Origin of the sequence: Pseudomonas sp. NPDC099000, assembly GCF_044759925.1 — a bacterium.
Lineage (GTDB): Bacteria > Pseudomonadota > Gammaproteobacteria > Pseudomonadales > Pseudomonadaceae > Aquipseudomonas.
The window spans coordinates 1-25,609 of sequence record NZ_JBIWAF010000013.1 but is presented as its reverse complement, the minus strand read 5'-3'; the positions used below and the strand labels follow the sequence as shown (position 1 = coordinate 25,609).

At 60.9% G+C, this 25,609-nt stretch carries 20 protein-coding genes, 1 tRNA gene and 1 pseudogene; 8 read left to right on the top strand and 14 right to left on the bottom strand.

What is annotated here, in order from left to right:
* Positions 1-2 precede the first annotated feature (2 nt).
* From ACIQV9_RS16650 to ACIQV9_RS16630, 5 genes and pseudogenes are all read right to left on the bottom strand, one after another.
* Positions 3-1,187, bottom strand: a complete 1,185-nt coding sequence (locus ACIQV9_RS16650; RefSeq protein ID WP_403103437.1) for a patatin-like phospholipase family protein — start codon at positions 1,185-1,187, stop codon at positions 3-5.
* Positions 1,188-1,289: 102 nt separating this feature from the next.
* Positions 1,290-1,754 carry a MaoC family dehydratase gene (locus ACIQV9_RS16645; protein ID WP_403103434.1) on the bottom strand — a complete coding sequence of 155 codons (465 nt, stop codon included), beginning with the start codon at positions 1,752-1,754 and terminating at the stop codon, positions 1,290-1,292.
* 21 nt (positions 1,755-1,775) lie between these two features.
* Positions 1,776-1,913 (bottom strand): hypothetical protein, encoded by a 138-nt coding sequence (locus ACIQV9_RS16640; protein WP_403103431.1) that lies wholly within the window; start codon positions 1,911-1,913, stop codon positions 1,776-1,778.
* Between the two features lie 116 nt (positions 1,914-2,029).
* Positions 2,030-3,121, bottom strand: a complete 1,092-nt coding sequence (locus ACIQV9_RS16635) for an AI-2E family transporter (protein ID WP_403103429.1) — start codon at positions 3,119-3,121, stop codon at positions 2,030-2,032.
* Positions 3,122-3,199: 78 nt separating this feature from the next.
* Positions 3,200-3,388: pseudogene (locus ACIQV9_RS16630) on the bottom strand (LuxR C-terminal-related transcriptional regulator); the annotation flags it as partial.
* Between the two features lie 142 nt (positions 3,389-3,530).
* Here ACIQV9_RS16630 and phaR point away from each other — a divergent pair.
* Positions 3,531-4,052, top strand: coding sequence for a polyhydroxyalkanoate synthesis repressor PhaR (gene phaR, locus ACIQV9_RS16625; RefSeq protein WP_403103426.1), 522 nt, complete (start codon positions 3,531-3,533; stop codon positions 4,050-4,052).
* A 38-nt stretch (positions 4,053-4,090) separates the two neighbouring features.
* On the opposite strand, the gene phaP is transcribed toward phaR, so the two are convergent.
* Entirely contained in the window at positions 4,091-4,660 is a 570-nt protein-coding gene (gene phaP, locus ACIQV9_RS16620; protein WP_403103423.1) for a TIGR01841 family phasin, read from the bottom strand.
* Between the two features lie 242 nt (positions 4,661-4,902).
* Between phaP and ACIQV9_RS16615 the strand changes: the two genes are divergently transcribed.
* Positions 4,903-7,407, top strand: coding sequence for a DUF3141 domain-containing protein (locus ACIQV9_RS16615; protein ID WP_403103421.1), 2,505 nt, complete (start codon positions 4,903-4,905; stop codon positions 7,405-7,407).
* 244 nt (positions 7,408-7,651) lie between these two features.
* On the opposite strand, the gene ACIQV9_RS16610 is transcribed toward ACIQV9_RS16615, so the two are convergent.
* A complete protein-coding gene (locus ACIQV9_RS16610; protein ID WP_403103418.1) occupies positions 7,652-8,689 on the bottom strand; it encodes an AraC family transcriptional regulator in 1,038 nt (345 codons plus the stop codon).
* Positions 8,690-8,971: 282 nt separating this feature from the next.
* Between ACIQV9_RS16610 and phbB the strand changes: the two genes are divergently transcribed.
* The 5 genes from phbB to ACIQV9_RS16585 all read left to right on the top strand — a co-directional run bounded on the left by phbB (position 8,972) and on the right by ACIQV9_RS16585 (position 14,942).
* Positions 8,972-9,718, top strand: coding sequence for an acetoacetyl-CoA reductase (gene phbB / locus ACIQV9_RS16605; RefSeq protein ID WP_403103416.1), 747 nt, complete (start codon positions 8,972-8,974; stop codon positions 9,716-9,718).
* A gap of 57 nt (positions 9,719-9,775) precedes the next feature.
* The gene (locus ACIQV9_RS16600; RefSeq protein ID WP_403103413.1) at positions 9,776-10,954 is read left to right on the top strand and encodes an acetyl-CoA C-acetyltransferase; all 1,179 of its coding nucleotides are present in this window, start codon (positions 9,776-9,778) and stop codon (positions 10,952-10,954) included.
* Positions 10,955-11,051: 97 nt separating this feature from the next.
* Complete coding sequence (gene phaC, locus ACIQV9_RS16595; protein ID WP_403103410.1) at positions 11,052-12,755, top strand: class I poly(R)-hydroxyalkanoic acid synthase; 1,704 nt, start codon at positions 11,052-11,054, stop codon at positions 12,753-12,755.
* A gap of 145 nt (positions 12,756-12,900) precedes the next feature.
* Entirely contained in the window at positions 12,901-13,554 is a 654-nt protein-coding gene (locus tag ACIQV9_RS16590; protein WP_403103408.1) for a hydrolase, read from the top strand.
* 65 nt (positions 13,555-13,619) lie between these two features.
* The gene (locus tag ACIQV9_RS16585) at positions 13,620-14,942 is read left to right on the top strand and encodes an OprD family porin (protein WP_403103405.1); all 1,323 of its coding nucleotides are present in this window, start codon (positions 13,620-13,622) and stop codon (positions 14,940-14,942) included.
* 7 nt (positions 14,943-14,949) lie between these two features.
* Here the strand turns inward: ACIQV9_RS16585 and ACIQV9_RS16580 are convergent.
* The 7 genes from ACIQV9_RS16580 to fdnG form a co-directional block, all read right to left on the bottom strand.
* A tRNA-Sec gene (locus ACIQV9_RS16580) sits at positions 14,950-15,045 on the bottom strand.
* A 6-nt stretch (positions 15,046-15,051) separates the two neighbouring features.
* Positions 15,052-16,959, bottom strand: a complete 1,908-nt coding sequence (selB, locus tag ACIQV9_RS16575) for a selenocysteine-specific translation elongation factor (RefSeq protein WP_403103402.1) — start codon at positions 16,957-16,959, stop codon at positions 15,052-15,054.
* The gene (gene selA, locus ACIQV9_RS16570) at positions 16,956-18,377 is read right to left on the bottom strand and encodes an L-seryl-tRNA(Sec) selenium transferase (protein ID WP_403103400.1); all 1,422 of its coding nucleotides are present in this window, start codon (positions 18,375-18,377) and stop codon (positions 16,956-16,958) included. The genes selB and selA overlap by 4 nt, the downstream gene beginning before the upstream one ends.
* Positions 18,378-18,427: 50 nt before the next feature.
* Complete coding sequence (gene fdhE, locus ACIQV9_RS16565; RefSeq protein ID WP_403103397.1) at positions 18,428-19,354, bottom strand: formate dehydrogenase accessory protein FdhE; 927 nt, start codon at positions 19,352-19,354, stop codon at positions 18,428-18,430.
* Between the two features lie 4 nt (positions 19,355-19,358).
* Positions 19,359-20,012 (bottom strand): formate dehydrogenase subunit gamma, encoded by a 654-nt coding sequence (locus ACIQV9_RS16560; protein WP_403103394.1) that lies wholly within the window; start codon positions 20,010-20,012, stop codon positions 19,359-19,361.
* Positions 20,009-20,944 carry a formate dehydrogenase subunit beta gene (gene fdxH / locus ACIQV9_RS16555; protein ID WP_403103391.1) on the bottom strand — a complete coding sequence of 312 codons (936 nt, stop codon included), beginning with the start codon at positions 20,942-20,944 and terminating at the stop codon, positions 20,009-20,011. Before fdxH ends, ACIQV9_RS16560 begins: the two co-directional genes overlap by 4 nt.
* Positions 20,945-24,010: a formate dehydrogenase-N subunit alpha gene (gene fdnG / locus ACIQV9_RS16550; RefSeq protein ID WP_403103388.1), complete on the bottom strand. Its 3,066-nt coding sequence runs from the start codon at positions 24,008-24,010 to the stop codon at positions 20,945-20,947.
* A gap of 309 nt (positions 24,011-24,319) precedes the next feature.
* On the opposite strand from fdnG, the gene ACIQV9_RS16545 reads away from it, so the two are divergent.
* Positions 24,320-25,474: a MalY/PatB family protein gene (locus ACIQV9_RS16545; protein WP_403103386.1), complete on the top strand. Its 1,155-nt coding sequence runs from the start codon at positions 24,320-24,322 to the stop codon at positions 25,472-25,474.
* Positions 25,475-25,609: the final 135 nt, after the last annotated feature.

Below are 25,609 nucleotides of genomic sequence, written 5' to 3'. Positions count from 1 at the left end.
ACTCAGGTGTGCGGCGATTTATGCCACGGATAGCCTTTCGCGCTGAGTTGAAAGGCGTAATCGAACAGACGCTTCATGTACTCGCCATCGAATTTCTGATTGCGCGGACAGATAAAATCCGCGCCGATGTACGCCAGATTGAAGTCTGCGCCGTCCTGCTGGGCGATCCGGTAAATGTGATTCAGGTCGCTTATCCCCTGCGTCTGGATCAAGGTGCTGATGGCTCGGCCACCGATGCTCAAGGTGCGGCGCTTGGTGCCGGCCCACTGCGGTTCCAGTTTGCCGTTGCGGATGACATAGAAATGCCGGGCCCTACGGATGCGCGCGCCGGCCACGCTGTTCAGCGCCATCACAGTGCCCGGCGGGTAAAGGAACACCTGCGTGAGGACGCCTCCATCCACGTGCATTTCCTGAAACTCTTTGCCGTCTACCTCCACATCGATCATGACCGGAGAAACGGCGCCGGGAATGCTCATCGACGCGATCATGATGTTGCGAAACAGGTGCAGCGCGCCCGGTGCTCCGCTGGAAGCAATCGCGCCCATGTTCCAGGTGACGGGCCGCCCGGCATCGAGGTCGGTGGTGCCAATCATCAGCAGCCGTCCTTTGGCGTATTGCGCGGCGATAGCCGCCAGCACGTCGGCAGTAATGTACTTGGCAATGAGGCGCGCCAGCGGCTTGCTGTCCGCGATGCCGTCGCTGGCCAGGCGGGTCAGCACACTTCGAGCATGGAAAACATCTTTCGGCCCGATTGCGCTGCAGATCCCCAGGATGACCGGATCATACTCGGGCCCCAGATAAGCGAACGGTGCGACCAGGGCGCCCGCGCTGATGCCGGTGACGACTTTGAAAGCCGGTCGGCTCCCATGCAAGCTCCACCCGGCGATGATGCCCGCCGCGAAGGTGCCGGCGTCGCCGCCCCCCGAAATGGCCAGGTAGTAGGCCAGTGGCAGCGCGTCGGCCGGCAACTCTGTGTCGGCGAGTGCCTCGACCTCGCGATCGTTGGCCTGGCCCGCATCCCGGATGAACGATGTCAGGTCCCGGTCCAGCCAGTACCGCGCATTCGGGATGCCCGGGATGACTGCTTGTTCCGTCAGGTCTTGCGGCACCGCGTCACGGCGTTGCAGGCACCCTTCACGCAACATGTTCATCGTTGAGGCGCTGGGCCTGGGCAGAAATGGTTTCACGACGCCTCCTCCGGTCCCTGCCATCGACAGAGCGTGCTCAACTGACTCGGTGAAAACTGGCCTCCGCCATCATGCGCGCGCCCTAAAACCCATGACTACTTTTCAGTCAGGCGGCGGTCTCCTGAACACCAACAGTTTGCCAGTGGCTCGCTGTACCACCTTGTCATTCTGATTGAGGGTTTCCATGAACATCGTCACCACGCCCCGGTCAGGCTTTGAGCCAGACGGGTCGATAGCCTGCACGGTGCATTGCAGGCGCAGCAGGTCATCGGGGTAAGTCGGCGTCGGCCAGCTCAGCTCGATGCCCAACCCGATGATGCCGTCCGCCAGCGGCACGCTGTCCACCAGCAGTTTCATGGTCAGGGCGGCAGTGTTCCAGCCACTGGCGGCCAGGCCGCGGAACAGGCTCAGCTCGGCGGCTTCAGGATCGAGGTGAAACGGTTGCGGGTCATACTCCTGGGCGAAGGCCAGCATCGACGCTCGATGGACGCGCAGGCTGTCGCTTTCGAACTGCTGACCCAGGCTCAGGTCATCGAGGTAGAGTTTTTCCCAGGAATGTACGGTCATGATTCATCCCTCCGCAGCGCATTAGAGATAGCCGATTTCGCTGAGATCGATGGCCACTTGCAGGGCATCCATGTCAGCCGGGCCATCCTTCCCGCGTCGGTAGGCACGACGCTTGCCGGGCATGCGCAGCCCGTCAGCTTCGATGTAATCAGACATCATCTGACGGGGCGTTTTCCTGGGTCAGCCCTTTCGCGCCCCAGAGTGAACCTCCGGTCACCAGCGTTCCCCACCATGGGCAATCAGGACTTGATCCAGCAGTTCATGTTCCTGCGCAGTCATAGTGGCGGTACTTCTCCTTCCGGTCGATCCTGCACCCATTGCCAGAATAATTGATAGCCGACGGCAAGCACCACCGGGCCGATGAACAGGCCGATGATGCCGCTGGTGACCATGCCGCCCAAGGCACCGATCAGCACCACCGGCATCGGTACATCGACACCGCGGCCCAGCAACAAGGGTTTGAGGACGTTGTCCACCAGGCCGGCAATGAACACATAGATGGCGAAGACGATGGTCGCCGTGCTGGCCCCTTCGGTGGCAAACACAAAGGCAATCACGGGCAGCGTAATCAGCGTCGCCGGCAATTGCATGATGCCAAGCAGCAGCACCGCCAAGGCAAGCAGCCCGGCACCGGGGACACCCTTGAGCACGAATCCGATGCCCACCAGCAGCATCTGGATGAAGGCGATGCCGACCACCCCCAGCGCGACCGCACGAATCGTTGCGGTACACAGTTCGGCGATTTTCGGCCCCTTGCCCGGATCGCTGACGCGAGAGGCGATCTGTACCGCACTGCGCCTGCCACTCTCGCCGTAGGCCATGAAAATGCCGGCGATGATCAATGCAAAGATAAAGGTGAGGAATCCCATGCCGACGCCGGCCAGTTTGGCCAGGAAACTCACGCTGAAATGTTTTATCTGCGGCAGGTACTTCGTTGTCAGGTCGGGAAGATCGGTTGAGGCCTGCAGCCATATAGCAGAGATACGCTTGCCCACTAACGGCCAGTCAGCGACTGAATCGGCGGGTGGCGGAATATGAAAACTGCCGTCCTTGACGGTGGTCATGGCATGCTCGACCGAATCGGCAATCGAGGTGACCAACAGGTAGATCGGCACCATGAGAACAACGATAGCGATCAGCACAATCAGCGTCGCAATACGGCCGTCTTTCTGACCCAGCGGCCCCCTGAGCCGCTGTTGCAGCGGGTAAAGGGTGATCGCCAGGATCAGCGACCACAGCATGAGGTCGCGGAACGGGCTGAAGATCTCAAAGCAGAACAGCACCAGTACGGCAATCAACCCGGCGCGGATCAAAACATCGAGCAGACTGCGAGTGAACGCTTTCTCGGAGCTGGATGTGGGCACCATTGCTGCCTCCTTGCAGATCGCTGCAAAGGTAAGAGATCGGTTAGCCCAGCATAGACGCTCAATGGAAAACGTGAGAAATCACCGCAGCTTCAGCGGATCGACCAGTTCAGCGGCGATGGCCATGCCCACCAGGTCCGGCAAGGTATTGGCCTGCATGCGTTTCATCACGCGCGAGCGATACAGGTCGACGGTTTTTGCGCTGACGCCCAACTGCTCGGCGATTTCGCGGGTGGTGTAACCCTGCACCAGCGGCAGCAAGACATCGCGCACGACGATTGGCACATCGCTCCCACAGGGGAAACGCGGTCAACTGTAGGAGCGAGCCCGCTCGCGAAGGCGGCCTCAAAGGCGCCAAAGATGAGAGTAGGTTAAGATGCCTGCAAACCAGGCTCGCCACGAGACGCCCCGCATGCCAGATAACAGTCGGAACACGCCCCGCCTGATCAAGAAATACCCCAATCGCCGACTCTACGACACCCACACCAGCAGTCATTTGACGCTGGCGGACGTGCGCCAATTGGTCGTCGACAAAGTTGCGTTTCAGGTGGTCGATGCCAAGAGCGGCGAAGACCTGACGCGCAGCATCCTGCTGCAAGTGATCCTGGAAGCCGAAAGCGGCGGTGAGCCGATCTTCACCAGCGAGATGCTGATGGGCATTATCCAGTTCTACGGTCCGTACCAGGGTGTGCTCGGCAGCTACCTGGACAAAAGCATCCAGACCGTCATCGACATCCAGTCGCAGACCGGCGCGCAGTCGTCCGAAGCGTGGAGCGATTTCATGCATCAACAGGCCCCGGTCATGCAGGACCTGATGCGTCAGTATGTCGACCAGTCCAAGGCTTTGTACCTCAATACCCAGAACCTGTTCGGCATGTTTGGCGCCAAGCCCGGCACCGATAACGGGCCGAAAAAAAATGGCGATGGGGAATAAACCCATCGCCATTTTTTGTGCCGCTGGCCTGAAATGACTTACTTGTTGCTGTTAGTAGCCTTGGCGCCCGCTTCTGGCGCTGCTTTGGCGGCAGTGGCAGTGGCAGCGTCAAAATTGCTCTGAGCCACATCGGAAGCCTGTTTCACGGCTTTCTGTGCGCTTTCAAACACCGCACCGGCATTCGCCAGGCCCGACTTGAACGCAGCCACGACAGGCTCGGAGCCGGCCGGTGCATTCTTGCTGATTGCTTCAACAAACTCATTGACCTGCTGGGCGCCCGCCTCGACCTGACTCGACGTCAGTTTGGCGATGTCCGACTGCGTGCCCACGATCAGCGCTTGAACCTGACGATTGAACTCGGCCAGACGTTCGGTCTGCGCGCTCGGCTGGGTGAACGAAGCCTGCAACTCAGCGAAACCTTGTGGATCACGGACGGCCAGCAGCTTGCGCACGCCTTCGAAGTGCTCTTCGGTGGAGTCGCGCAGTGCCTTGAACTGCAACTGGCTCAGCTGTTCAACGCTGGCGAAGACTTTGCCGCTGATCTGCTGCAAAAGATCGAGGTTGGCTTTCTGAGCGGTTTGCAGTTTTTCCGAATTGAAAAAAGACATGCTTGAATCTCCTGGTACTGGAAGGCCCGGATGGACCAGAGGACGCGACAGCGATCCTGCCAGACATCGCGTTAGCCTTGATATTGCAGTGCACAAAAGTATTTGGCAACGGCTATTTTGTGCGGCGCACAATAAAGTTCGCTTCCTTGAACGTTATTCCCATACACTCGTGAAAATCGAATGGCCGGCTTGGCTTCTATTAGTCAGGGCAACGTTCCCACGCATGGCGTCAGGAGTTCACGATGAGTCAGGAAGAAAATATTGCGATGCAGGATGAAGGGCTTTCGACGCCGTCCGGTTTGTTCGAGCACCTGAACCATCTGCAGCGCCTCAACACCCGCAACGTTCTTGACGCCGTGCAACAGCGCCAGGCCAAAACCTACGCACCTTCAAACCTTGGACAGCTCAGACAGCCGACCCCCGCTGACTGGCAGGAATACTTCACCGACCTTAGCCAACGCAGCGTGCTGTTCTGGGACACCTTGCGTCAGCGCGGCGATAACACCCTGGCCCACGAACGCGCCGGGTATCCGCTGCTGCTCAAGTTCAATCATGAAACCCTGGTCGCCGGTGAAGACCTGCCCCGCCCGGTCAACTACTCGCTGCTGCAAATCCTCGCGGGCCCCGGGCAACAGCTCGACAGCAAAAAGCAGCCGGTGATCATCATTGACCCACGCGGCGGCCACGGTTCGGGGATCGGCGGTTTCAAACAGGATTCGCTGATCGGCGAAAGCCTGCGCGCCGGTCACCCGACCTATTTCATCTCGTTCAGCCATTCACCACGTCCGGGGCAAACCCTGGCGGACATCGTTGAAGCCCAGGCGCGGTTTATCAAAGAGGTCAGCACGCGACATCCCGCCAGCACCAAACCCGTGGTGATCGGCAACTGCCAGGCGGGCTGGGCATTGATGGGCCTGGCGGCGACCCGCCCGGAACTGCCGGGGCTGATCATCGTCAACGGCGCGCCTTTGTCGTACTGGGCGGGCGTCAATGGGCGCAATCCGATGCGCTACACCGGCGGCCTGCTGGGCGGCGGCTGGATGGCGCGCCTGGGCAGCGACCTGGGCAATGACCGTTTCGACGGCACCTGGCTGGTGAGCAATTTCGAAAGCCTCGACCCGGCCAACACCTGGTGGGGCAAGTACTACCACCTGTTCAGCGAAGTCGACAGCGAGGCCCCACGCTTCCTGGATTTCGAACGCTGGTGGGGCAGCCCGACCCTGCTCAATGGCGAAGAGATCGAGATGATTGTCGATGACCTGTTCATCGGCAATCAGCTGTCCGGCGGCCTCGGGCGCAAGAGCAGCGGGCTTGACCTCAAACGCATCGAAGTGCCGGTGGTGGTGTTCTGTTCCTATGGCGACAACATCACTTCGCCGCAGCAGGCACTGGACTGGATCACCGATGTCTATCCCAGCGATCTTGCCCTGCAAAATGCCGGTCGCACCATCGTTTACCTGCGGCACGCGAGCATCGGTCATCTGGGCATTTTTGTGTCCGGTGAAGTTGCGCGGCGTGAACACCGTGAGTTGCTGGGCGCCGTCGACGCGATCAATGAACTGCCGGGCGGGCTCTATGAAATGCTCATCGAAGATCTGCCGGAAAATTCGCAAACGCCCTACGCCGTGCGTTTCGAGCCACGGCGTATCGCTGACATCCACGATGACGTGCAGCCGCCCCGTGACGACGATCGCGAATTCGCGCTGGTCGAGCGTGCCTCTGATTTCAACAACACGCTTTACGATGGATTTGTAAGGCCGTGGTTGCGCCAGTTGATCAACGAGCCAACCGCCGAACTGATGCGCAAGGCCCACCCGTTCCATCAGCAACAGGTGATGTGGAACAGTTTTAACCCGGCACTCTGGTGGCTGCCAGGCAGTGCCGCCCAAGTGAGCAAGGATCGACATCCCGCCAGTCCGTCCAATCCGTTGCTGGCCTGGCAGGAACTGTTTTCCAACCAGATACAGGATGCGTTGAACGGCTATCGGGACCTGCGTGATGCCGCTCAGGAAATGAGTTTTTACGGCGTGTATGGCGTGCTCAACAGCCTCACCGGCAATGCACCGACGCGCGATCTCCAGGCGCATGCCGAGCAGCACGATAAAGTCCTGATCGAAAGCCTTCAGGACGCCCTGCCCCTGGGCGGATTGATGGAAGCCTTGATCCGGATCCTGTTCCTGCTGGGCCGCGACAGTGATGAACCGGGCAAGCAAAGCGTCGAGAAACTGATCCTGCAATTACAGGTGCTGCTGCAGGACTACAGTGCCGAGCCGCTGGACCTGCGCGAAACCCTGCGCCTGCAAAAACTGCTGGTCGCCACCCACCCGCAGGAAAGCCTGCACAGCTTGCCCCTGATGCTGGCCGAGGTCGAAGAACGCCAGCAAGTTCTGGCGGCCGTCGCCAATTTGCTGCCGGAGTTGCTGACCAGCGGCGCAGACAACCCGTTCTGGTGTGAGCTTCACACGCTGCTTGATGTGCCGCTGCCGGGTTTCAGCCTGACTCAACCTCCGGGTGAAGCCGATGTTGTTGCGGAGAAAGTCCCGGCGACAACCCCGGAGCCGATTAAGTCGAAAACTCCGGTCGTTGTGCCAGAGCCTGTTAAACAAAAGGCCCCGGTGGTCGTAACAGAGCCGGTTAAACAAAAGGTCTCGGCGGTCGTCGCTGAGCCGATTGCTCCGGTAACGCCGGCAAAAACGCGCAAACCAGCCAAGGGCAAAAAAGGCGCGAAGAAACCTCCTGCTCCCTGATAAGCAGCCTGTAGGCGCGGGCTTTTGTGGCGAGGGGGCTTGCCCCCGTTGGGGAGCGAAGCGCCCCCAGACCTGGCGACCCGATAATTCAGTCACACCGCATGGGCAGGTTTCGCGGCTTGCTTCGCAACCGAACGGGGCGATGCGGCGGTCCGACAAGCCCCCTCGCCACAGAGCCCGCTCCCACAGGGGATTCGTCGCTCACAAAATGGTGGAGCAGGCTCAAGCTCTGACGAGCACCGCGTCACACCGGCGCAGCTTCCTCGATCTCAAACGATTCATCTGAGCGGTACTGCCCCGGTGTCATGCCAAACCAGCGGCTACAGGCTTTGTTGAAACTGCTGTGGTCATGAAAACCAAGGAGATAGGCGACATGCTTCATGTTGAAGTGAGAATGGCGCAGGTAGAAATCGGCCAGTTGCCGGCGCACCGCGTTCAGCACGTCCTTGAATTGCGTCCCCTCCTTTTCCAGCGCGCGTTGCAGCGTGCGCTTGCTGGTGTTCAACGCCGCCGCGATCGACTCCATGTCGCACTGCCCCTGGCCCTGACTCAAGCGCTCGGTAATCAGCGCACGAATCCTGCCGACCATGCAAAAACCAAACATCAGGTCCATTTGAGCCTCGGCAAAACTGTCATGCAGCACCGCCAGTGTTTCGTTGGCCATGCTCAACGGCCGCATCAAGTCCTGCCCGTCAAACAGAATGCTGTCGTAAGGCGCGTCGAAATGCAGATTGCAGCCAAACAGCCGTCGATGCTCGGAGATGTCTTCGGGCTCGGGATAGGTAAATTCGACGCTCAAGGGGTGTGGTGAGTTACCCCCCGACAGCTTGCGGCAGAAACCCAACAATGACGCCAACCCTGCGTCGGTGTACTGGCGCGGTTTGACCGAGCCAAGCTGCTGATGGTCAAGCCCGGACAGGCGGTAATGCTGCTGTTCCGAGGTGAAGAACAGGCTGAACCCGGTGCCAATCAAAGGGCTGAAACGGACCAGGCGTTCAAGGGCCTTTTTCAGATTCAGGCTGGACATCATGGTGTAGCCGATGATCTGAAAGCTGCCGGGGTGGAAGCTGCCATAGGCCCTCAAGCCAATGTCCGGATCGCCCGAGGCCTCGGCGGCCAGTTCCCATAGTCGATAGATGGCCTTTCGCTCGCAAAACGCACCTGGTTGGTCCGCGAGATCAATGTCTAGTCCAGCCTCCCGACACAGACTGGCAACATCCAGTCCTTGAGCCGAGAGCGTATTTACCAGCACGCTGGCATAGCCTGAACTCATTCTATACATGGGGTCCTCAATGACCTGTGGAACCGAACATCCTGTCCGGAGCCATTACTGATCTGCGGTGAATCAAAATTTTAACGGGTGGTTCAGTTGCCAATATTGATCCCAGTATAGGTAATCCTCATTTTTAGCCACTTTTTCACCCCATTCGTCGCCCGGATGCAACTAAACCGGACATGGCACCTTTGGACACCAGCCCGTCACCTCCCAACACTTCCGCATCCCCCGCCAATACCGAACAATCAACCCATCTTGCAGCGCAAAATCCAAAAAGGAACGGAGCTTATGAAGTCGCTTGGTCGTATTGCGTTGGTCACGGGTGGTATGGGTGGGATTGGCACGGCGATCAGCCAGCGCCTGCACAAGGAAGGATTCAAAGTCATCGTCGGTTGCAGCGCTGATTCCGCCCGCAAGAACGACTGGGTTGCCACTCAGCTGGCGGCCGGTTATCAGTTCGAATGCATCTACGGCGACATCACCGATTGGGAGTCGACGCGCAAGGCTTTCGAAATGGCGCGGGAACAATTCGGCCCGATCGATGTGCTGGTCAACAACGCCGGCATCACTCGTGATGCCTCCTTTCGCAAGCTGACGCACGAAGACTGGAACGCGGTCATCGGCACCAACCTGAGCGGCATGTTCAACACCACCAAGCAGGTGATTGAAGGGATGTTGGCCAAGGGCTGGGGACGGGTGATCAATATCTCCTCGATCAACGGTCAACGCGGCCAGTTCGGTCAGACCAACTACAGCGCGGCCAAGGCCGGCATCCATGGCTTCACCATGGCCCTGGCGCGGGAAGTGTCCGGCAAGGGCGTGACCGTCAACACCGTCTCCCCGGGATACATCCAGACCAGCATGACCGCGGCCATCCGCCCGGACATCCTCGACACCATGATCGCGGCCACCCCCGTCGGGCGCCTCGGCCAACCCGAAGAAATCGCCTCGATCGTCGCCTGGCTGGCCTCCGATGAATCGGGCTACAGCACCGGCGCCGACTTCTCGGTGAACGGCGGCATGAACATGCAGTAGACCGACCAGGGCAAGGACGCCCTGCTCCCGCTCGACAAAATCTTAATGAGGTCACGCATGAACGAAGTCGTAATCGTTGCCGCTACTCGTACCGCCATCGGCAGTTTTCAAGGTGCCTTGTCCGCGATTCCAGCCACTGAACTGGGTGCAGCGGTGATTCGCCGTCTGCTGGAAGAAACCGGCCTGGACGGCGCGCAGATTGATGAAGTGATCCTCGGCCAGGTGCTTACCGCAGGCTCGGGGCAAAACCCGGCACGCCAGACGGCGCTCAAGGCCGGCCTGCCCTTCACCACCCCTGCCCTGACCCTGAACAAGGTCTGCGGCTCGGGCCTCAAGGCTGTGCAGCTTGCCGTTCAAGCGATCCGTTGCGGCGACGCGGAGCTGGTGATTGCCGGCGGTCAGGAAAACATGAGCCTGGCGCCGTATGTGCTGCCCAAGGTGCGCACCGGCCTGCGTCTGGGTCACGCGCAATTGCAGGACAGCGTAATTCAGGACGGTTTGTGGGACGCCTTCAACGACTACCACATGGGCATCACCGCTGAGAACCTGGCGACGAAGTACAGCCTCAGCCGCGAAGATCAGGACGCCTTCGCCGCCGCCTCGCAACAGAAAGCGGCCGCTGCCATCGAAGCAGGCTACTTCAAAGGTCAAATCACCCCGATCCTGATCCCTCAGCGCAAGGGCGATCCGCTGGTGTTCGATACGGATGAACAACCGCGCCCGGGCGGCACGCTGCAAGCACTGAGTAACCTCAAACCGGCGTTCCAGAAAGACGGCAGCGTGACCGCTGGCAATTCGTCGACCCTCAACGATGGCGCCGCCGTGTTGCTGCTGGCCAGCGCCGCCAAGGCCCAGGCCCTCGGCTTGCCAGTGCTGGCGCGCATCAAGGCTTACGCCAGTGCCGGTGTGGATCCGTCGATCATGGGCATCGGCCCGGTCCCGGCCACCCGTCTGGTGCTGGAGAAAGCCGGCTGGAGCCTGGACGACCTCGACCTGATCGAAGCCAACGAAGCGTTCGCCGCGCAATCACTGGCGGTCGGCAAAGAACTGGGTTGGGACACCGCCAAGGTCAACGTCAACGGTGGCGCGATTGCGCTGGGTCATCCGATCGGCGCGTCGGGCGCGCGGATTCTGGTGTCGCTGGTGCACGAACTGATTCGCCGTGACGGCAAAAAAGGCTTGGCCACGTTGTGCATCGGTGGCGGCCAAGGCGTCAGCCTGGTCATCGAACGATAATAAGAAACACAGAACTGCTTGCTTGAGCTGACGCGGTGCCGAATTGCGGCACCGCGGTTTTTTTCTGCCCGGTTTTGCGATGTGGGCAAGGAGTTCCATGGACAATAACGCGCACACTTTCAACACCTTCTGGTCTGGCCAGGTCCCGTTCATTGCCTCCTTTGCAGTGCAACAACTACGCCTGTGGGTCAGCAGCAATCCGTGGTTCACCGGCCAGAAATACGAGGAGTGGTTCGACCTGCCGCGCACCACCCTGGAAAGCCTGCAAGCCGAGTATCAAACCCAATGGGGGGATTTGGGCCAGCGCCTGCTGACCGGCCAGCCGTTCTCCTTCGAAGATCGACGTTTTTCCAGTGGCAACTGGAGCACGCCGCTGTTCGGCTCCCTCGCGGCGTTTTACCTGCTCAATGCCGGTTTTTTGCTGAAGCTGCTCGATAAACTGCCGATCAAAGAAAAGAAGCCCCGCCAACGTCTGCTTTATCTGGTGGAACAAGCGATTGCCGCCGGGGCGCCCAGCAACTTTCTGGCCAGCAACCCCGATGCCTTGCAGCGCGTCGTCGACACTCAGGGCGGCAGCCTGTTCACCGGCCTGCTGCACCTGGCCAGCGACCTGCAAGAAGGCAAGATGCGCCAGTGCGACAGTGGCGCCTTCAAGGTCGGCGTCGATCTGGCCAACACCCCCGGCGAAGTGGTGTTCGAGAACGAACTGTTCCAGCTGATTCAGTACTACCCGCAAAGCGAAACCCAGTACCGGCGCCCGGTGTTCATCGTCCCGCCGTCGATCAACAAGTACTACATCCTCGACCTGCGCCCGGACAACTCGATGGTTCGCCATCTCTTGCAACAAGGCCACCCGGTGTTCCTGATGTCGTGGCGCAACTTCGATCAGGCGCACGCCGGCACCACCTGGGATGACCTGATCGAAACCGGCATCATCAAAGGCCTGCAAGTGACCCGCGAGATCAGCGGCGAGCAACGCCCCAATTGCGTGGGTTTCTGCATCGGCGGCACGCTGTTGAGTTCGGCGCTCGCCGTGCTGGCAGCACGCGGCGACAAGGAAATCGGCAGCGTGAGCCTGTTGACCACCTTCCTCGATTACCTCGACACCGGCCCTATCGACATCTTCGTCGACGAGCAACTGGTGGCCTACCGCGAGCGCACCATCGGCGGCCTGGAGGGCCCCATCGGCCTGTTCAAGGGCGAGGACATGGGCAACACCTTCTCGCTGCTGCGCCCCAACGATTTGTGGTGGAACTACAACGTCGACAAATACCTCAAGGGCCAGAAGCCGATTCCCCTCGACCTGTTGTTCTGGAACAACGACAGCACCAACCTTCCAGGCCCGATGTACTGCTGGTATCTGCGCCACACCTACCTGCAGAACGACCTGAAATCCGGTGAGCTGGACTGCTGCGGGGTCAAACTCGACCTGCGTGCCATCGATGCCCCCGCGTACATCCTTGCAACGCATGATGACCACATCGTGCCGTGGCGCAGCGCTTATGCCAGCACCCAATTGCTCTCCGGGACCAAGCGCTTTGTGCTGGGTGCCTCCGGGCATATCGCCGGGGTGATCAACCCGCCGGCCAGGGAAAAACGCCATTACTGGACCAACAATCGGGTCACGAAGGACCCTGAAACCTGGTTCATGAATGCCCAGGAACATGCCGGTAGCTGGTGGAATGACTGGTTCATCTGGCTCGCAGACCAGGCCGGCGAGCGCCAGCCTGCCGTGCAGCACACCGGCAACACGCAATACCCGGCGCTGGAATCGGCGCCCGGGCGTTATGTGATGCAATGACCGACGGCCCCGCGCAATGACCGGTATTGCGCGGGGCCGTTCTTCACGCGTCCTCCCAAAAATCCCAAACACAGCACATCGACTCAATATCCCCGCCTGAATCTGCGCAACCATGGCCTCCTCACTCACCCGTAAGGACCTCGCCATGGCCATCGCCAAAGCTGTTCCCGGCAAAACCCTGCTGACCCCGACCGACCACACCCTGATCATGATCGACCACCAGTCGCAGATGTCCTTCGCGACCAAGTCGATCGACGCCGTCACCCTGCGCAACAACGCCGCCCTCGTGGCCAAGGCCGCGCGGGGCTTCAAGGTCTCGACCATCCTGACCACCGTCGCCGAGAAGAGCTTTTCCGGGCCGATCTTCGACGAAATCAAATCGGTGTTCCCGGAACACAACGTCATCGACCGCACCAGCATGAACACCTGGGAAGACGAGCGCATCGCGGTCGAAGTCAACAAATTCGGCAAACAGAAAATCGTCCTCGCCGGCCTGTGGACCTCGGTGTGCATCGTCGGCCCGGCGCTGTCGGCCATCGATCAGGGTTTCGAGGTGTACGTGATTGCCGATGCGTGTGGCGACGTCAGCACCGAAGCCCATGAAATGGCCATGCAGCGCATGATCCAGATCGGCGCCCGCCCAATGACCTCGCTGCAATACCTGCTCGAACTGCAGCGCGACTGGGCGCGTACCGAGACCTACGAAGAAACCGTGAAAACCTCGATTGCCAACGGCGGCTCCTACGGTCTTGGCCTGATCTACGCCAAAACCATGTTCGGCGCGTCGGAAGGCCATTAAGAAGCTTTCCTCTAAAAGCGAGCGACTGCGCACTTTGCGCAGTCGCTGCTGCGTGGTGATTGTCGATGAAGCTTCGCAAGCAAGACCTTCGCGCAGGGTTGCCCTTCTGCTTAACGCTGCTATTCGCCGGGACAGCCTTGGCGGATGAACCCGCACAAGGGTTTATGGACGGCGCGACGCTTGACGTGCTCAGCCGCAACTTCTACCTCAACAGCGACTACCGGTCCCCTTCGTCGACAGGAAAGAGCTATAAAGCGGAGTGGGCTCAAGGGTTTATCAGCGATTTTGAATCCGGTTTCACACCCGGCACGCTCGGCTTTGGCCTGGATGCCCATGCTTTTCTGGGATTGAAACTGGATGGCGGCAAGGGACATTCCGGGACCGGATTGCTGCCCGTGAATGATGACGGACGTAGCGAAGACAACTATTCCAGTGGCGGCGGCGCGCTGAAAATCAGAGCCTCCCGAACCACCTTGGCGTTCGGTGAAATGATGGTGGAAACCCCGGTGTTCGACACCGCGGACAAACGCCTGCAACCGGAGTACGCCACAGGCTTTCTGTTGAATAGCCGCGAAATCGATGACGTAAATCTGGTGGCTGGTCATTTCACAGCGTTCAAGAACCAGGACAGTTCTTCGAGCAAGGGCAACTTCTACGGCTACGGCGCCAATACCGAGGCCGGCGGCATTACGTTTCTGGGCACCGATCTGTTCACCCAACGCCCCGTCGGCGGCGCGCTTTATGCCTCAGAACTCAGCAACACCTGGCATCAGTACTACGCCAACCTGCACCTGAAACAGCCTGGCGTGTTCCTCGACGCTAACCTCTACCACACGCAGGACACCGGAAAAGCCCTGGCCGGCGCCATCGACAACACCGCGTTCAGCCTGTCAGGCAAGTACACCTTCGATGCCCATGCCTTCACCGTGGCCTTTCAAAAAATCAATGGCGATACGCCGTTCGATTTTGTTGGCGGAGACTCGATCTACCTCGCCAACTCGATCAAGTACGCCGACTTCAACGGTGCCCACGAACGCTCATGGCAGGCACGCTACGACCTCGACTTGAGCACCTTCGGGATTCCCGGCCTGAATTTCATGACGCGTTACGTCATGGGCAGCCAGATCGACGGCACCCATGCGCCCAAGGGCGGCGCCTACAACCCTTTTGATGAGTCGGTCGGTGATTACGTGCCGCAACAAGGCGATGGCGGCCGGCATTGGGAACGCGACATCGACTTGCGCTACACCGTGCAGTCAGGCGCGACCAAGGGATTGTCCTTGCAACTGTCCCATGTGTCGCATCGGGCCAATGCGGCGCAGGCGGGCGATGATATTGATCGGGTTTACGTGGTCATCCAGTACCCGCTGAGCTTCGGGCATCTGTGAAGGGAAATGGCGGAAGGCAGCCGGAGTCGAACCTGCCCGGGAACGGATGCCGTCCCCAACCGGGTTTGAAGCCCGGCCGCGCCACCGGGCGCGATTGCCTTCCTTGAAGTCAGTTTTCTGATGATTGGGCCAGGGCATTGTCGAGACGCAGATGGCGCTTGTCGCCAAAGCGTCGGGTCAGGCCCAGCCGGTCGAAGTATTCGAGAATCTGGATGCTGCGCTTGCGCCCCAATCCCACGGCATCGCGAAACGCCGTGACCTGAATCACCGGGTCTTGCGCGGCCAGTTGCACAAGCATAGCCGCCAATCGACCGATGGTTGCGTCGGGGTAGAACAGGTCGCGGACGACTTGATGCACCAACCCCAGCCTCGCCATCTTGCGCAGCAGCAGGCGCACGGCCACTTCGTCATGGCCAAGCTCGCGCACCCACGGGGCATTGAATCCGGCCTGTTCGAACAACGGCTGCAGCTGTTGCCACAACGCTTCGTCCTCTTCACTCAAGCGCACCTGATGCTCGGGCAAATGCAGCCACGGCCCGCTGGCAAGCATGGCGCCGCTGGCGAGTAACTCGTCGACCAGGCTGATGAATGTCGGCCGATCCAGTGCTGTACCGGCGAAGCGACGCAGGCGATCCCTGTCTGGCCCCATCTGGTCCTGCTCGAGTAGATGAAAGCGTGCCAGATGCTCGAGCAACGGCGCTTTCAGGGACTCCCAACGGTCAGCGCTGAACAGCAACGGACCTTGGCGCGTATCGATCAGGCGTACATCGACGGGCAGAACCCAGGTGTCACGCGGGCGGTTGAACTGACGCTCAAGGCGCTGCGGGTCAAGCCCGGTTTCGCTGTTGAGCAATAACGCAGGCAGCACGTCTTCCAGATCATTGCGGGGGGCGAGTGCCTGTAGCTGTGCCAATCGCTCGGGACTGCGACGGTGTCGGGTCGGCGCGAACGGATCAAGCACCCGACCACCGCCGAGGGTCCGTTGGGCGCTCTGGTCACGCAGAATCAAAGGGTCGCCCTTCACCGCCTGCACTGGCGCGTTCAGCAGGATCTGCGCGAACATCCGTTGACCCGGCGCAACGCTGGAACCTTCCAGCAGCGCCACTCGCCCCGTGACGTCCTGAGTCCCCACGTGAACATGCACCGGTTGAAAATGCTCGAACGCCTTGGGTTCGCTGGCCAGCAGCTGCATGTCGATATCCAGGCGCTGGGTCGGTGCATACAGCCACTCGGCCACCAGCCAATGGCCACGGTGGATCTGCTCCAGTGACAAGCGCTCGGCACTCAGGTTCAGCGCGACTCGCTGCCCCGCAACTCCGATCTCTGCGGCCTGGTTTTGCGCATGCAAGCCACGCACCCGCACGGTTTTGCCCAGTGGACCGAGCATCAGCGTATCGCCCACGGCAACCTGCCCAGACAGCGCCGTGCCCGTCACCACGATACCGGCGCCAGCCACGCTGAACGCACGATCAATCGCCAGACGAAAACCGCCACGGGTGCTGCGTTGGAGCACATCACGCTGCGCATCCAGCAAGGCCTGACGCAATGTCTCGATACCCTCCCCGGTCACGCTCGACAGGGCAATCTGCGGCGCGCCGGCATACGGTCCGGGCGCGAGCAAGCTTTCGATTTGTTCGCGCACTACCTGCACCCGGCCCGGATCGACCCGGTCGCATTTGCTGATCGCCACCAAGGCCCGAGGGATGCCCAGCAGTTCGACAATCGTCAAATGTTCGCGGGTCTGAGGCATGACGCCGTCATCGGCGGCGACCACCAGCAACACCATATCGATACCCTGGGCCCCGGCCAGCATATTGTGGGTGAAGCGTTCATGGCCGGGCACGTCGATAAACCCGATCAGTGCGGCACCCGGTTCCAGCGCCGCGTAGAGATAACCGAGATCGATGGTCATGCCACGTTCACGTTCTTCCCGCCGACGGTCGCCGGCCTGGCCGGTCAAGGCCTGGAGCAACAACGTCTTGCCGTGGTCGATGTGCCCGGCAGTACCGACAATCACCCTGGCACCTGCAACTGATCGAGTTGCGCCAGCCACGCAGCTTCGTCATCCAGTTGGCGCAGATCCAGCCACAACGCGTCGTCGTCAATTCGACCCAGCACCGGAATGGCCAGCTGACGAAACGCGGCCTCCAGCCCCAGCAATTGCCGGCCACGCAGACGCTTGCTGACCAGTGGCCGCAGGCATAAAGCCGCGCTCGGCAGACGAGCCACCGGTTGGCTGCCACTGCCGATCATGCCCAGCGTTGGCACCGCGCAGACGTTCCAGTCATCGCCCACGGCCTGCGCCAATGACGGTTGCAGGCGCTCCGCTTGGGCGAGGATGTCGGCCTGCGGTCGGGTCAACAGGCGCAGACTCGGCAGCCGTTCGGCCAGCCGATCAGGATCGCGGTACAGACCCAACACTGCTTCGAGGGCCGCCAGGGTCAACTTGTCGACCCGCAACGCACGCTTGAGCGGGTTCTTTTTGATCTTCGCGATCAGGTCTTTGCGGCCGACGATCAACCCTGCCTGGGGACCGCCGAGCAACTTGTCACCGCTGAAGGTAACGATGTCCGCGCCGTCGATCAGCGCCTGGCGCACCGTGGGTTCGGCAGGCAAACCCCAGCGGGTCAAGTCCAGCAAACTGCCGCTGCCGAGGTCCTCGAGCAGCGGCAGCCCGTGTTTATGCGCCAGTTCAGCCAACTCGGCGGTCGGCACTCGGGCGGTGAAGCCTTCAATGGCGTAATTGCTCGCATGCACCCGCATCACCAGCCCACTGCGCGGGCCGATCGCCGCGTCGTAATCCCGGGCATGGGTGCGGTTGGTGGTGCCGACTTCATGCAGCCTGACTCCGGCCCGGGCCATGATGTCGGGAATGCGGAAGGCGCCGCCGATCTCGATCAGCTCACCCCGGGAAATGATCCCTTCCTTGCGCGCACCCAGGCTGTTTAGCGTCAGCAGCACGGCGGCGGCATTGTTGTTGACCACGGTTACCGCTTCGGCGCCGGTCAGTTCGCGGATCAGGCCTTCGATCAGGTCGTCACGGTCGCCGCGCTTGCCGCTTTGCAGGTCGAATTCCAGATTGAGCGGGTAGCGAGCGGCCATTTGCACCGCTTCGATGGCCTCCTCGGGCAATAAGGCGCGGCCGAGGTTGGTGTGCAGCACCGTGCCGGTCAGGTTGAACACCCGGCGTACCTGGCTGCGATGCTGGAGGGCCAAGCGCTCGCCCGCTCTACCGGCCAAGACCTCGGGGGTGATTTCAAGGGCGTCGAGCTGGCTGGAAAGCACCGGCTCGCGCAGGTCATCCAGCAGTTGCCGCAGGCTGGCCAGCAGCGCTTCACGCCCATAGCGTTCGGCCAATGGCTGGCACGCCGGATGGCGCAGCAAACTGTCGATGGAAGGCAGCCGCAAGGCTGGGCTGGCGGATCTGGCAGGCATCAAGCGCTCCCGCAAACGTTGACTGTCGCGCCTGAGTGTAGCCGCTGTGCTTAATCGCCTCCCGGAGCGAGCAGAAGATTCGGTGCCGGGCGCACGTAACCTTCCTGTTCCAGACGAATGTCCAGTATCAGGCTGGTCAGGTCAGTTGAAAGCGCTTCGGCCTCGGCGTCGTTTTCCAGGTACAGCAGTTTCAGGTAGCTGCGGCAGCCGGGGCAGGTTTCGGCGCGCAATGGCGCCTGATTGGCGGCGTGGCGGTCGTCATCGAGGCTCACATATTCCAAGCCTTTGCTTTGTTCGCAATACACGCACTTGACCCGCACCACATGCCATTCGCAGGCGCACAACGAGCACACCAGATAACGCAATCCGTTGTGTTTGCCGCGATGGCGGATGACGCCGGCCATGGCCGGTGAACCACAGGCCGGGCATTGGCTGAGGCTGTCGCCGGGTTTCAGTGCAAGGTCTGGCGTGTTCAGCAGCCAATGACTGAAGGCGGCCTGCAACGCCGCGCCGAGAAACGGCACCAGCGCCGCCGGCAGCAGCGAATACTGGCCGCTGACCAAGGCGATTGCCCAGGCTTTGCGTTGCCCGCTATTGGCGTTGCGCAAGGACACGACGGCTTTCTCGACGGCTGAGTTTGGCGGTGGCGAGTATCGCTGCAAGAACGCATCGAGATACGGCAACCAGGTGTCCTCGCGCACCAGGCTGTCGGCGGCGAACGGGGGTAAACCGTGTTGCTTGCACATTCGCAGGCGTTCGGGGTCTAGCGGCGCCGTTCCAGGCGGATCGTCGAACAGGTTCTGCTGAACGCGGCAGAGCTCGACCACCAGTCGCAGGTAATCGGCCAGTGGGTGCCCGTCCGCCAGTTTTTCCAGGCGCAACGCGCGCAACGCGAACAGGTTGTTCGGTGGCAGGTGCAGGAACGGCGGTGAACCCGCCGCCGCTTCGATCTCTCCAGGCTCAAGAATCGTTGCCAAGGGGTTATCCTTTTTTGCTGATCGGCCGCTCTGGATGCTCGTCGCGGGTCACTTCCCGATACCAGAGTTCATGGTGTTTCTTCGCCCAGGCGCGGCTGACCCAGCCATGCACCATGGCGCTGACCGAGCCCTTGATCCAGAGGCCGGCATAGATGTGGATGATGATGCTCAACACCAGCACAAAACCGGCCAAGGCATGCAGCAGCATCGCCCAGCGAATCGAGGTGATGCCGAAATACTCGCTGAAATACGCACGCCAGATCACCAGCCCGCTGAACAGCAACACCAGCATGCAAAGCAGCAAGGTCCAGAACAGCAGCTTCTGCCCCGGGTTGTACTTGCCAATCGGTGGCACGCCCTCCTCCTCGTTGCGGATCACCCGCCCGACGCGCCGGAGCCACAACCGGTCATTGCTGATAAAGAAATTCGCCCGAAAGAACTGGATCACCAGGCCGAGGAACAGCACAAACATCACCACGCCCATGAACGGGTGCAGGATGCGCGTCCACGGCCCGCCGCCGAACAGGTTGCTGAGCCAGAACAGCGCCGGATGAAACAGCGCCAGGCCTGACAGCGCGGCCATGAAAAACAGGATCGCCACCAGCCAGTGATTGGTGCGCTGGTTCGCGGTGTAGCGCAGGATCTGTCTGCGGATCATGGTCTGTTCTCCCCACGCGGATCAAAGGTGTGCACCGACGGATCGACTTCATGCACCGCTGGGTCGTTGAGTGGCGGCAACTCATCCTCTTCAACCACTTGCGGCCCGACGCGCACGTAATGGAAGAACCCGGCCAGCACCGCCAGGCCCATGGCCAACAACCCCAAGGGCTTGCTGACACCTTTCCACAATTCCACCAAAGGACTGATTGTCGGGCTGCTCGGCAAACCGGCGTAGAGCGTCGGCGTGTCCGCGTGATGCAGCACGTACATGACGTGCGTACCGCCCACGCCTTCGGGGTCGTACAGCCCGGCGTGATCGAAGCCGCGGCTTTTCAGATCGACGATGCGTTCGGCGGCGTGTTCTTTCATGTCTTCCTTGCTGCCGAACACGATGGCCCCGGTTGGGCAGGTTTTCACGCAGGCCGGTTCCAGCCCCACTTCCACCCGGTCCGAACACAAGGTGCATTTGTAGGCCTTGTGATCCTTTTGCGAGATACGCGGAATATTGAACGGGCAACCGGTGATGCAATAGCCGCAGCCAATGCAATGGTCCTGATCGAAATCGACGATGCCATTGGCGTGCTTGATGATCGCCCCCGGGCTCGGGCACGCCGCCAGGCAACCCGGCTCGGCGCAGTGCATGCAGCCGTCCTTGCGGATCAGCCACTCCAGGTTACCGGCGTCGGTTTCATGCTCGGTGAAGCGCATCAGGGTCCAGGTTTCTGCGCTGAGGTCCTGCGGGTTGTCGTAGGTGCCGAGGTTGTGGCCGACCTCGTCGCGCAGCTCGTTCCATTCCGAGCAAGCGACCTGGCAGGCCTTGCAACCGATGCACTTGGTGGTGTCGATCAGCTTGGCCACTTCCTCCTGATTGCGCACCGATGGCGAGACCGTGGTGGTGGCCGAACGGGCGATGATGTCTTGGCTGGCCATTTAGACTTTCTCCACATTGACCAGGAATGACTTGGATTCCGGGGTCTGGGTGTTGCCATCGCCGAGGAACGGCACCAGCGTGTTGGTCAGGTAGCCGTGGCGCGTGAGGCCGGTAAATCCCCAGTGCAGCGGGATACCGATCTGATGCACCACCTGATTGTTGACCTGCAGCGGACGGATCCGCTTGGTCACCACCGCCACCGCTTCGATATGCCCGCGCTTGGAGCTGACGCGAACCCGGTCGCCGGCCACAATGCCTTTCTCCTTGGCCAGCACTTCACCGATCTCGACGAATTGCTCGGGTTGGGAAATCGCATTGAGCTTGCAATGCTTGCTCCAGAAGTGGAAATGCTCGGTCAAGCGGTAGCTTGTCGCCGCATAGGGATAGTCCTTGGCTACGCCGAGGGAATCCCACACCGAATCGAAGATTCGCGCCGCCGGGTTGCTGGTGGCTTTCTTGTTTTGCGGGTGCAGCGGGTTGATGCCGATCGGGGTCTCGAACGGCTCGTAATGCTCGGGAAATGGCCCCTCGTTCATCTTGTCGACGGCGAAGAACCGCGCCACACCTTCGGGGTTCATGATGAACGGGTTCATCCCGGCTTCCGGTGGCGTGTCGGACTTGAAGTCCGGCACGTCGGTGCCGCCCCAGGCTTTGCCGTTCCACCACACCAGGCGCTTTTTCTCGTCCCACGGTTTGCCTTGCGGGTCGGCCGAAGCGCGGTTGTAGAGAATCCGCCGGTTGGCCGGCCAGGCCCAGGCCCAGCCTTGATGTTGGTGCATGCCGTAAGGGTCGTTGTTGTCGCGCCGGGCCATCTGGTTGCCGGTCTCGGTCCAGCTGCCGCAGAAAATCCAGCAACCGGCCGCGGTGCTGCCGTCATCCTTGAGCTGGCCGAAACCGGCCAGTTGCGCATTGCCCTTGATGGTCGCGCCGGTGGCGTCGGTGAAGTCAGTGGTGGCATAGCCGTTGATTTCTCGCGCCAGTTCTTCCGGCGAGGGTTCGTCGGCGATCTTGTACGGCCAGGACAGTTTGAGGATCGGGTCGGGATAAGCGCCGCCATTGGCTTGATAGCGCTGACGCAGGCGCAGGAACAGCTCGCTCATGATCCGCACGTCGGTGCGCGCTTCGCCCGGGCCGTCGGCGCCTTTCCAGTGCCACTGCAGCCAGCGGCTGCTGTTGACCAGCGAGCCATCCTCCTCGGCGAAACAGGTGGTGGGCAGGCGAATGACTTCGGTCTGGATACCCGCCATTTCCACATCGTTGTACGGCCCGACATTGCGCCAGAACTCCGAGGTTTCAGTGGACAGCGGGTCCATCACCACCAGCCATTTCAACTTGGCCAGCGCCGCCATCACGCGGTTTTTGTCGGGCAGCGCCGCGATGGGGTTGAAGCCCTGGCACAGGTAACCGTTGACCTTGCCCTGGCCCATCAGGTCGAACACTTTGAGGATGTCGTAGTTGGGAATGTCCAGTTTCGGCAAATAGTCGTAAGCCCAATTGTTCTCCAGCGTGGCGTTGTCGCGGTACCAGGCTTTCATCAGGCTGACGTGGAATTTGCTGTAGTTCTGCCAATAGGACAGCTGCCCCGGACGCAACGGCATTTGCGTGCGCTTGGTGATGTAGGCGGTGTAATCCTGCTCGGCGTCGCCCGGCAGGGTCAGGTAGCCCGGCAGCGAGTTGGACAGCAAACCGAGGTCGGTCAGGCCCTGAATGTTGGAGTGCCCGCGCAAGGCATTGACGCCCCCGCCCGGCATGCCGACGTTGCCCAACAGCAGTTGCACCATCGCCGCGCTGCGGATGATTTGCGAGCCGATCGAGTGCTGGGTCCAGCCCAGTGCATAGAGAATCGTCATGGTCTTGCCCGGTTGCGAGCAAGTGGCGATTTCTTCCCAGATCTTCTGCATGGCGTCGACCGGCATGCCGCAAATCTGGCTCGCCAGTTCAATGTTGTAGCGGCTGTAATGCTGCTTCATCAGCTGGTACACGCAATGCGGGTCTTGCAGGCTCGGGTCGGTTTTGACGAAGCCGTCTTCGCCCAGCTCGTACCCCCAGCCGGATTTGTCGGTGTAGCTGCGCTTGGCGGCGTCGTAACCGCTGAAGATGCCGTCCTCGAAGCCATACCCCGCTTTGACGATAAACGACACGTCGGTGTAGTTGCGCACGTATTCGTGCTGGATCTTGTCCTCGGTCAGCAGGTAATTGATCAACCCGCCCATGAAGGCGATGTCGGTGCCGGTGCGAATCGGCGCGTAATAGTCGGCCACCGAGGCAGTCCGGGTAAAACGCGGATCGACCACGATCAAGCGCGCCTTGTTGTGCGCCTTGGCTTCGGTCACCCATTTGAAACCGCACGGGTGCGCTTCTGCTGCGTTGCCGCCCATCACCAGGATCAGATTCGCGTTGGCGATATCGGTCCAGGTATTGGTCATGGCACCACGGCCGTACGTCGGGGCAAGACTTGCCACCGTCGGGCCGTGTCAGACACGCGCCTGGTTATCAAACCCCAGCATGCCGAGACTGCGAATGACCTTGTGGGTGATGTAGCCCGCTTCGTTGGACGCCGCCGAGGCTGCGAGGAAACCGGTGGTCAGCCAGCGGTTCACCGTTTGGCCCTTGTCATTCTGCTCGATGAAGTTGGCGTCGCGGTCGGCCTTCATCAGGTCGGCGACGCGATCCAGCGCCTCATCCCAGGAGATGCGCGTCCACTCGGTGCGGCCGGGCTTGCGCACTTGCGGATATTGCAGGCGCCCGGGGCTGTGAATGAAGTCCAGCAGGCCCGCGCCTTTAGGGCACAGGGTGCCGCGGTTGACCGGGTGGTCGGCATCGCCTTCGATGTGGATGATGCTTTGCGCAACGTTCTTGGCGGTGTCGCCCTGGCTGTACATGATCAATCCGCAGCCGACCGAGCAATACGGGCAGGTGTTGCGGGTTTCATGGGTGTGGGCGAGTTTGAAATGGCGTACCTGCTCGGCGAAGGCAGGCGCCGGGAGCATGCCCAGCGCGCCGAGGCTCGAGCCCGCAAGGCCGATACCAGCGACCTTGAAGAACTGACGACGGTTGAGGTCCATCGTGCACTCCTGATCAGGTGGAGACCCGGTACTTTTGCCGGGTTTTTCTGGACGATCACGGTGGCGGCAGCGTGGCTACCGACACCTGAAACTCTAGCCAATGGGAGAACTGACTGCCTGAAAACCGACCATCGGGCACCACCCGGTTTCAGTCATCACACCCAACCTGTGGGAGCGGGCTGACCCTCCGCTATCGCGGGCAAGCCCGCTCCACAGGTTTTGTGACGTTCGGACTATTACCGTCTCGCTCCCACAGGGCTTGGCGATTATCATGGGCGCCATATCCAACCGGCCTTTATGAGACTGAGCATGACCTTCGATTTTGATCAGGTGTTCGACCGCCACCACACCGGCAGTACCAAGTGGAGCCGCTACCCGGCCGACGTGTTGCCGATGTGGGTCGCCGACATGGACTTCGCCGCGCCGCCGGTCATCCTGGAAGCCCTGCGTAAACGCCTGGAACACCCGATGGTCGGCTACAGCGTGCCTCAGGAAGATCTGCGCGCCGCCATCGTGGCCGACCTCTGGAACAAATACGCCTGGCGCGTATTGCCGGAGGAGCTGATCTTCCTGCCGGGTGTGGAATCGGGTTTCAACATGGCCCTGAAGGCGCTGGTCGAGGCGCAACAGAACGTAGTGGTTCAGGTGCCGAACTACCCGCCGTTGCGTCATGCGCCGGGTCATTGGGGCTTGAACAAGGTTGAACTGGAATTCGACGCGTTGGCTGACGGCACCTATGGCACGCAGATCGAGGCCTTGAGTCAGGCACTGAAAGGCGGCGGCGCACTGCTGCTGAGCAACCCGCATAACCCGCTGGGCAAGGTTTTCCCACGGGAAGAACTGCAAGCGCTGGCCGACATTTGCCTGGAACACAACGCCTGGATCATCTCTGACGAGATTCATGCCGAGCTGTGCTTCGACGGCCGTGTGCACATTCCCACGGCATCGCTCAGCCCGCAGATCGCCAAGCGCACCATCACCCTGATGTCGGCGAGCAAGGCTTACAACATCGCGGGGCTGAAAACCTCCTTCATGATCATTCAGGACTCGGCGGTGCGAGCGCGGGTCAATCATGCCCGTTGCGGCATGGTCGACAGCGTCAACCCGCTGGGCATGGAAGCGACGCGCGTGGCCTACAGCGAAGGCGGCCCGTGGCTGGCCGGGTTGAAGGCGTACCTGCAAGGCAATCGTGATTATCTGGTGGAAGCGGTTCGCACGCGTTTGCCGGGTGTGACGATGAACATCCCGCAAGGTACGTATCTGGCGTGGCTCGATTGCTCGGCGCTGGGACTGGACAATCCGCAACAGTTCTTCCTCGACAAGGCCAAGGTTGGCCTCAGCCCCGGCCTCGATTTCGGCGACAACGCCCGCCAGTTCGTGCGCCTGAACTTCGGCTGCCCACGGGCATTGCTCGAAGAAGGCCTGGCGCGCATGGAGCGCAGCTTGCGCGCCCTCAAGACCTGACAACACAACCAATCCCCTGTGGCTGATCGTTCCCACGCAGTGGTGTGCACCCCAAAAGTTGGACGATTGTGGTTCTAGGCCTGAACGGATTGAGTCCTGTATTCCACAGGGCTCATTCCGTTCAGCCTCAGCTTG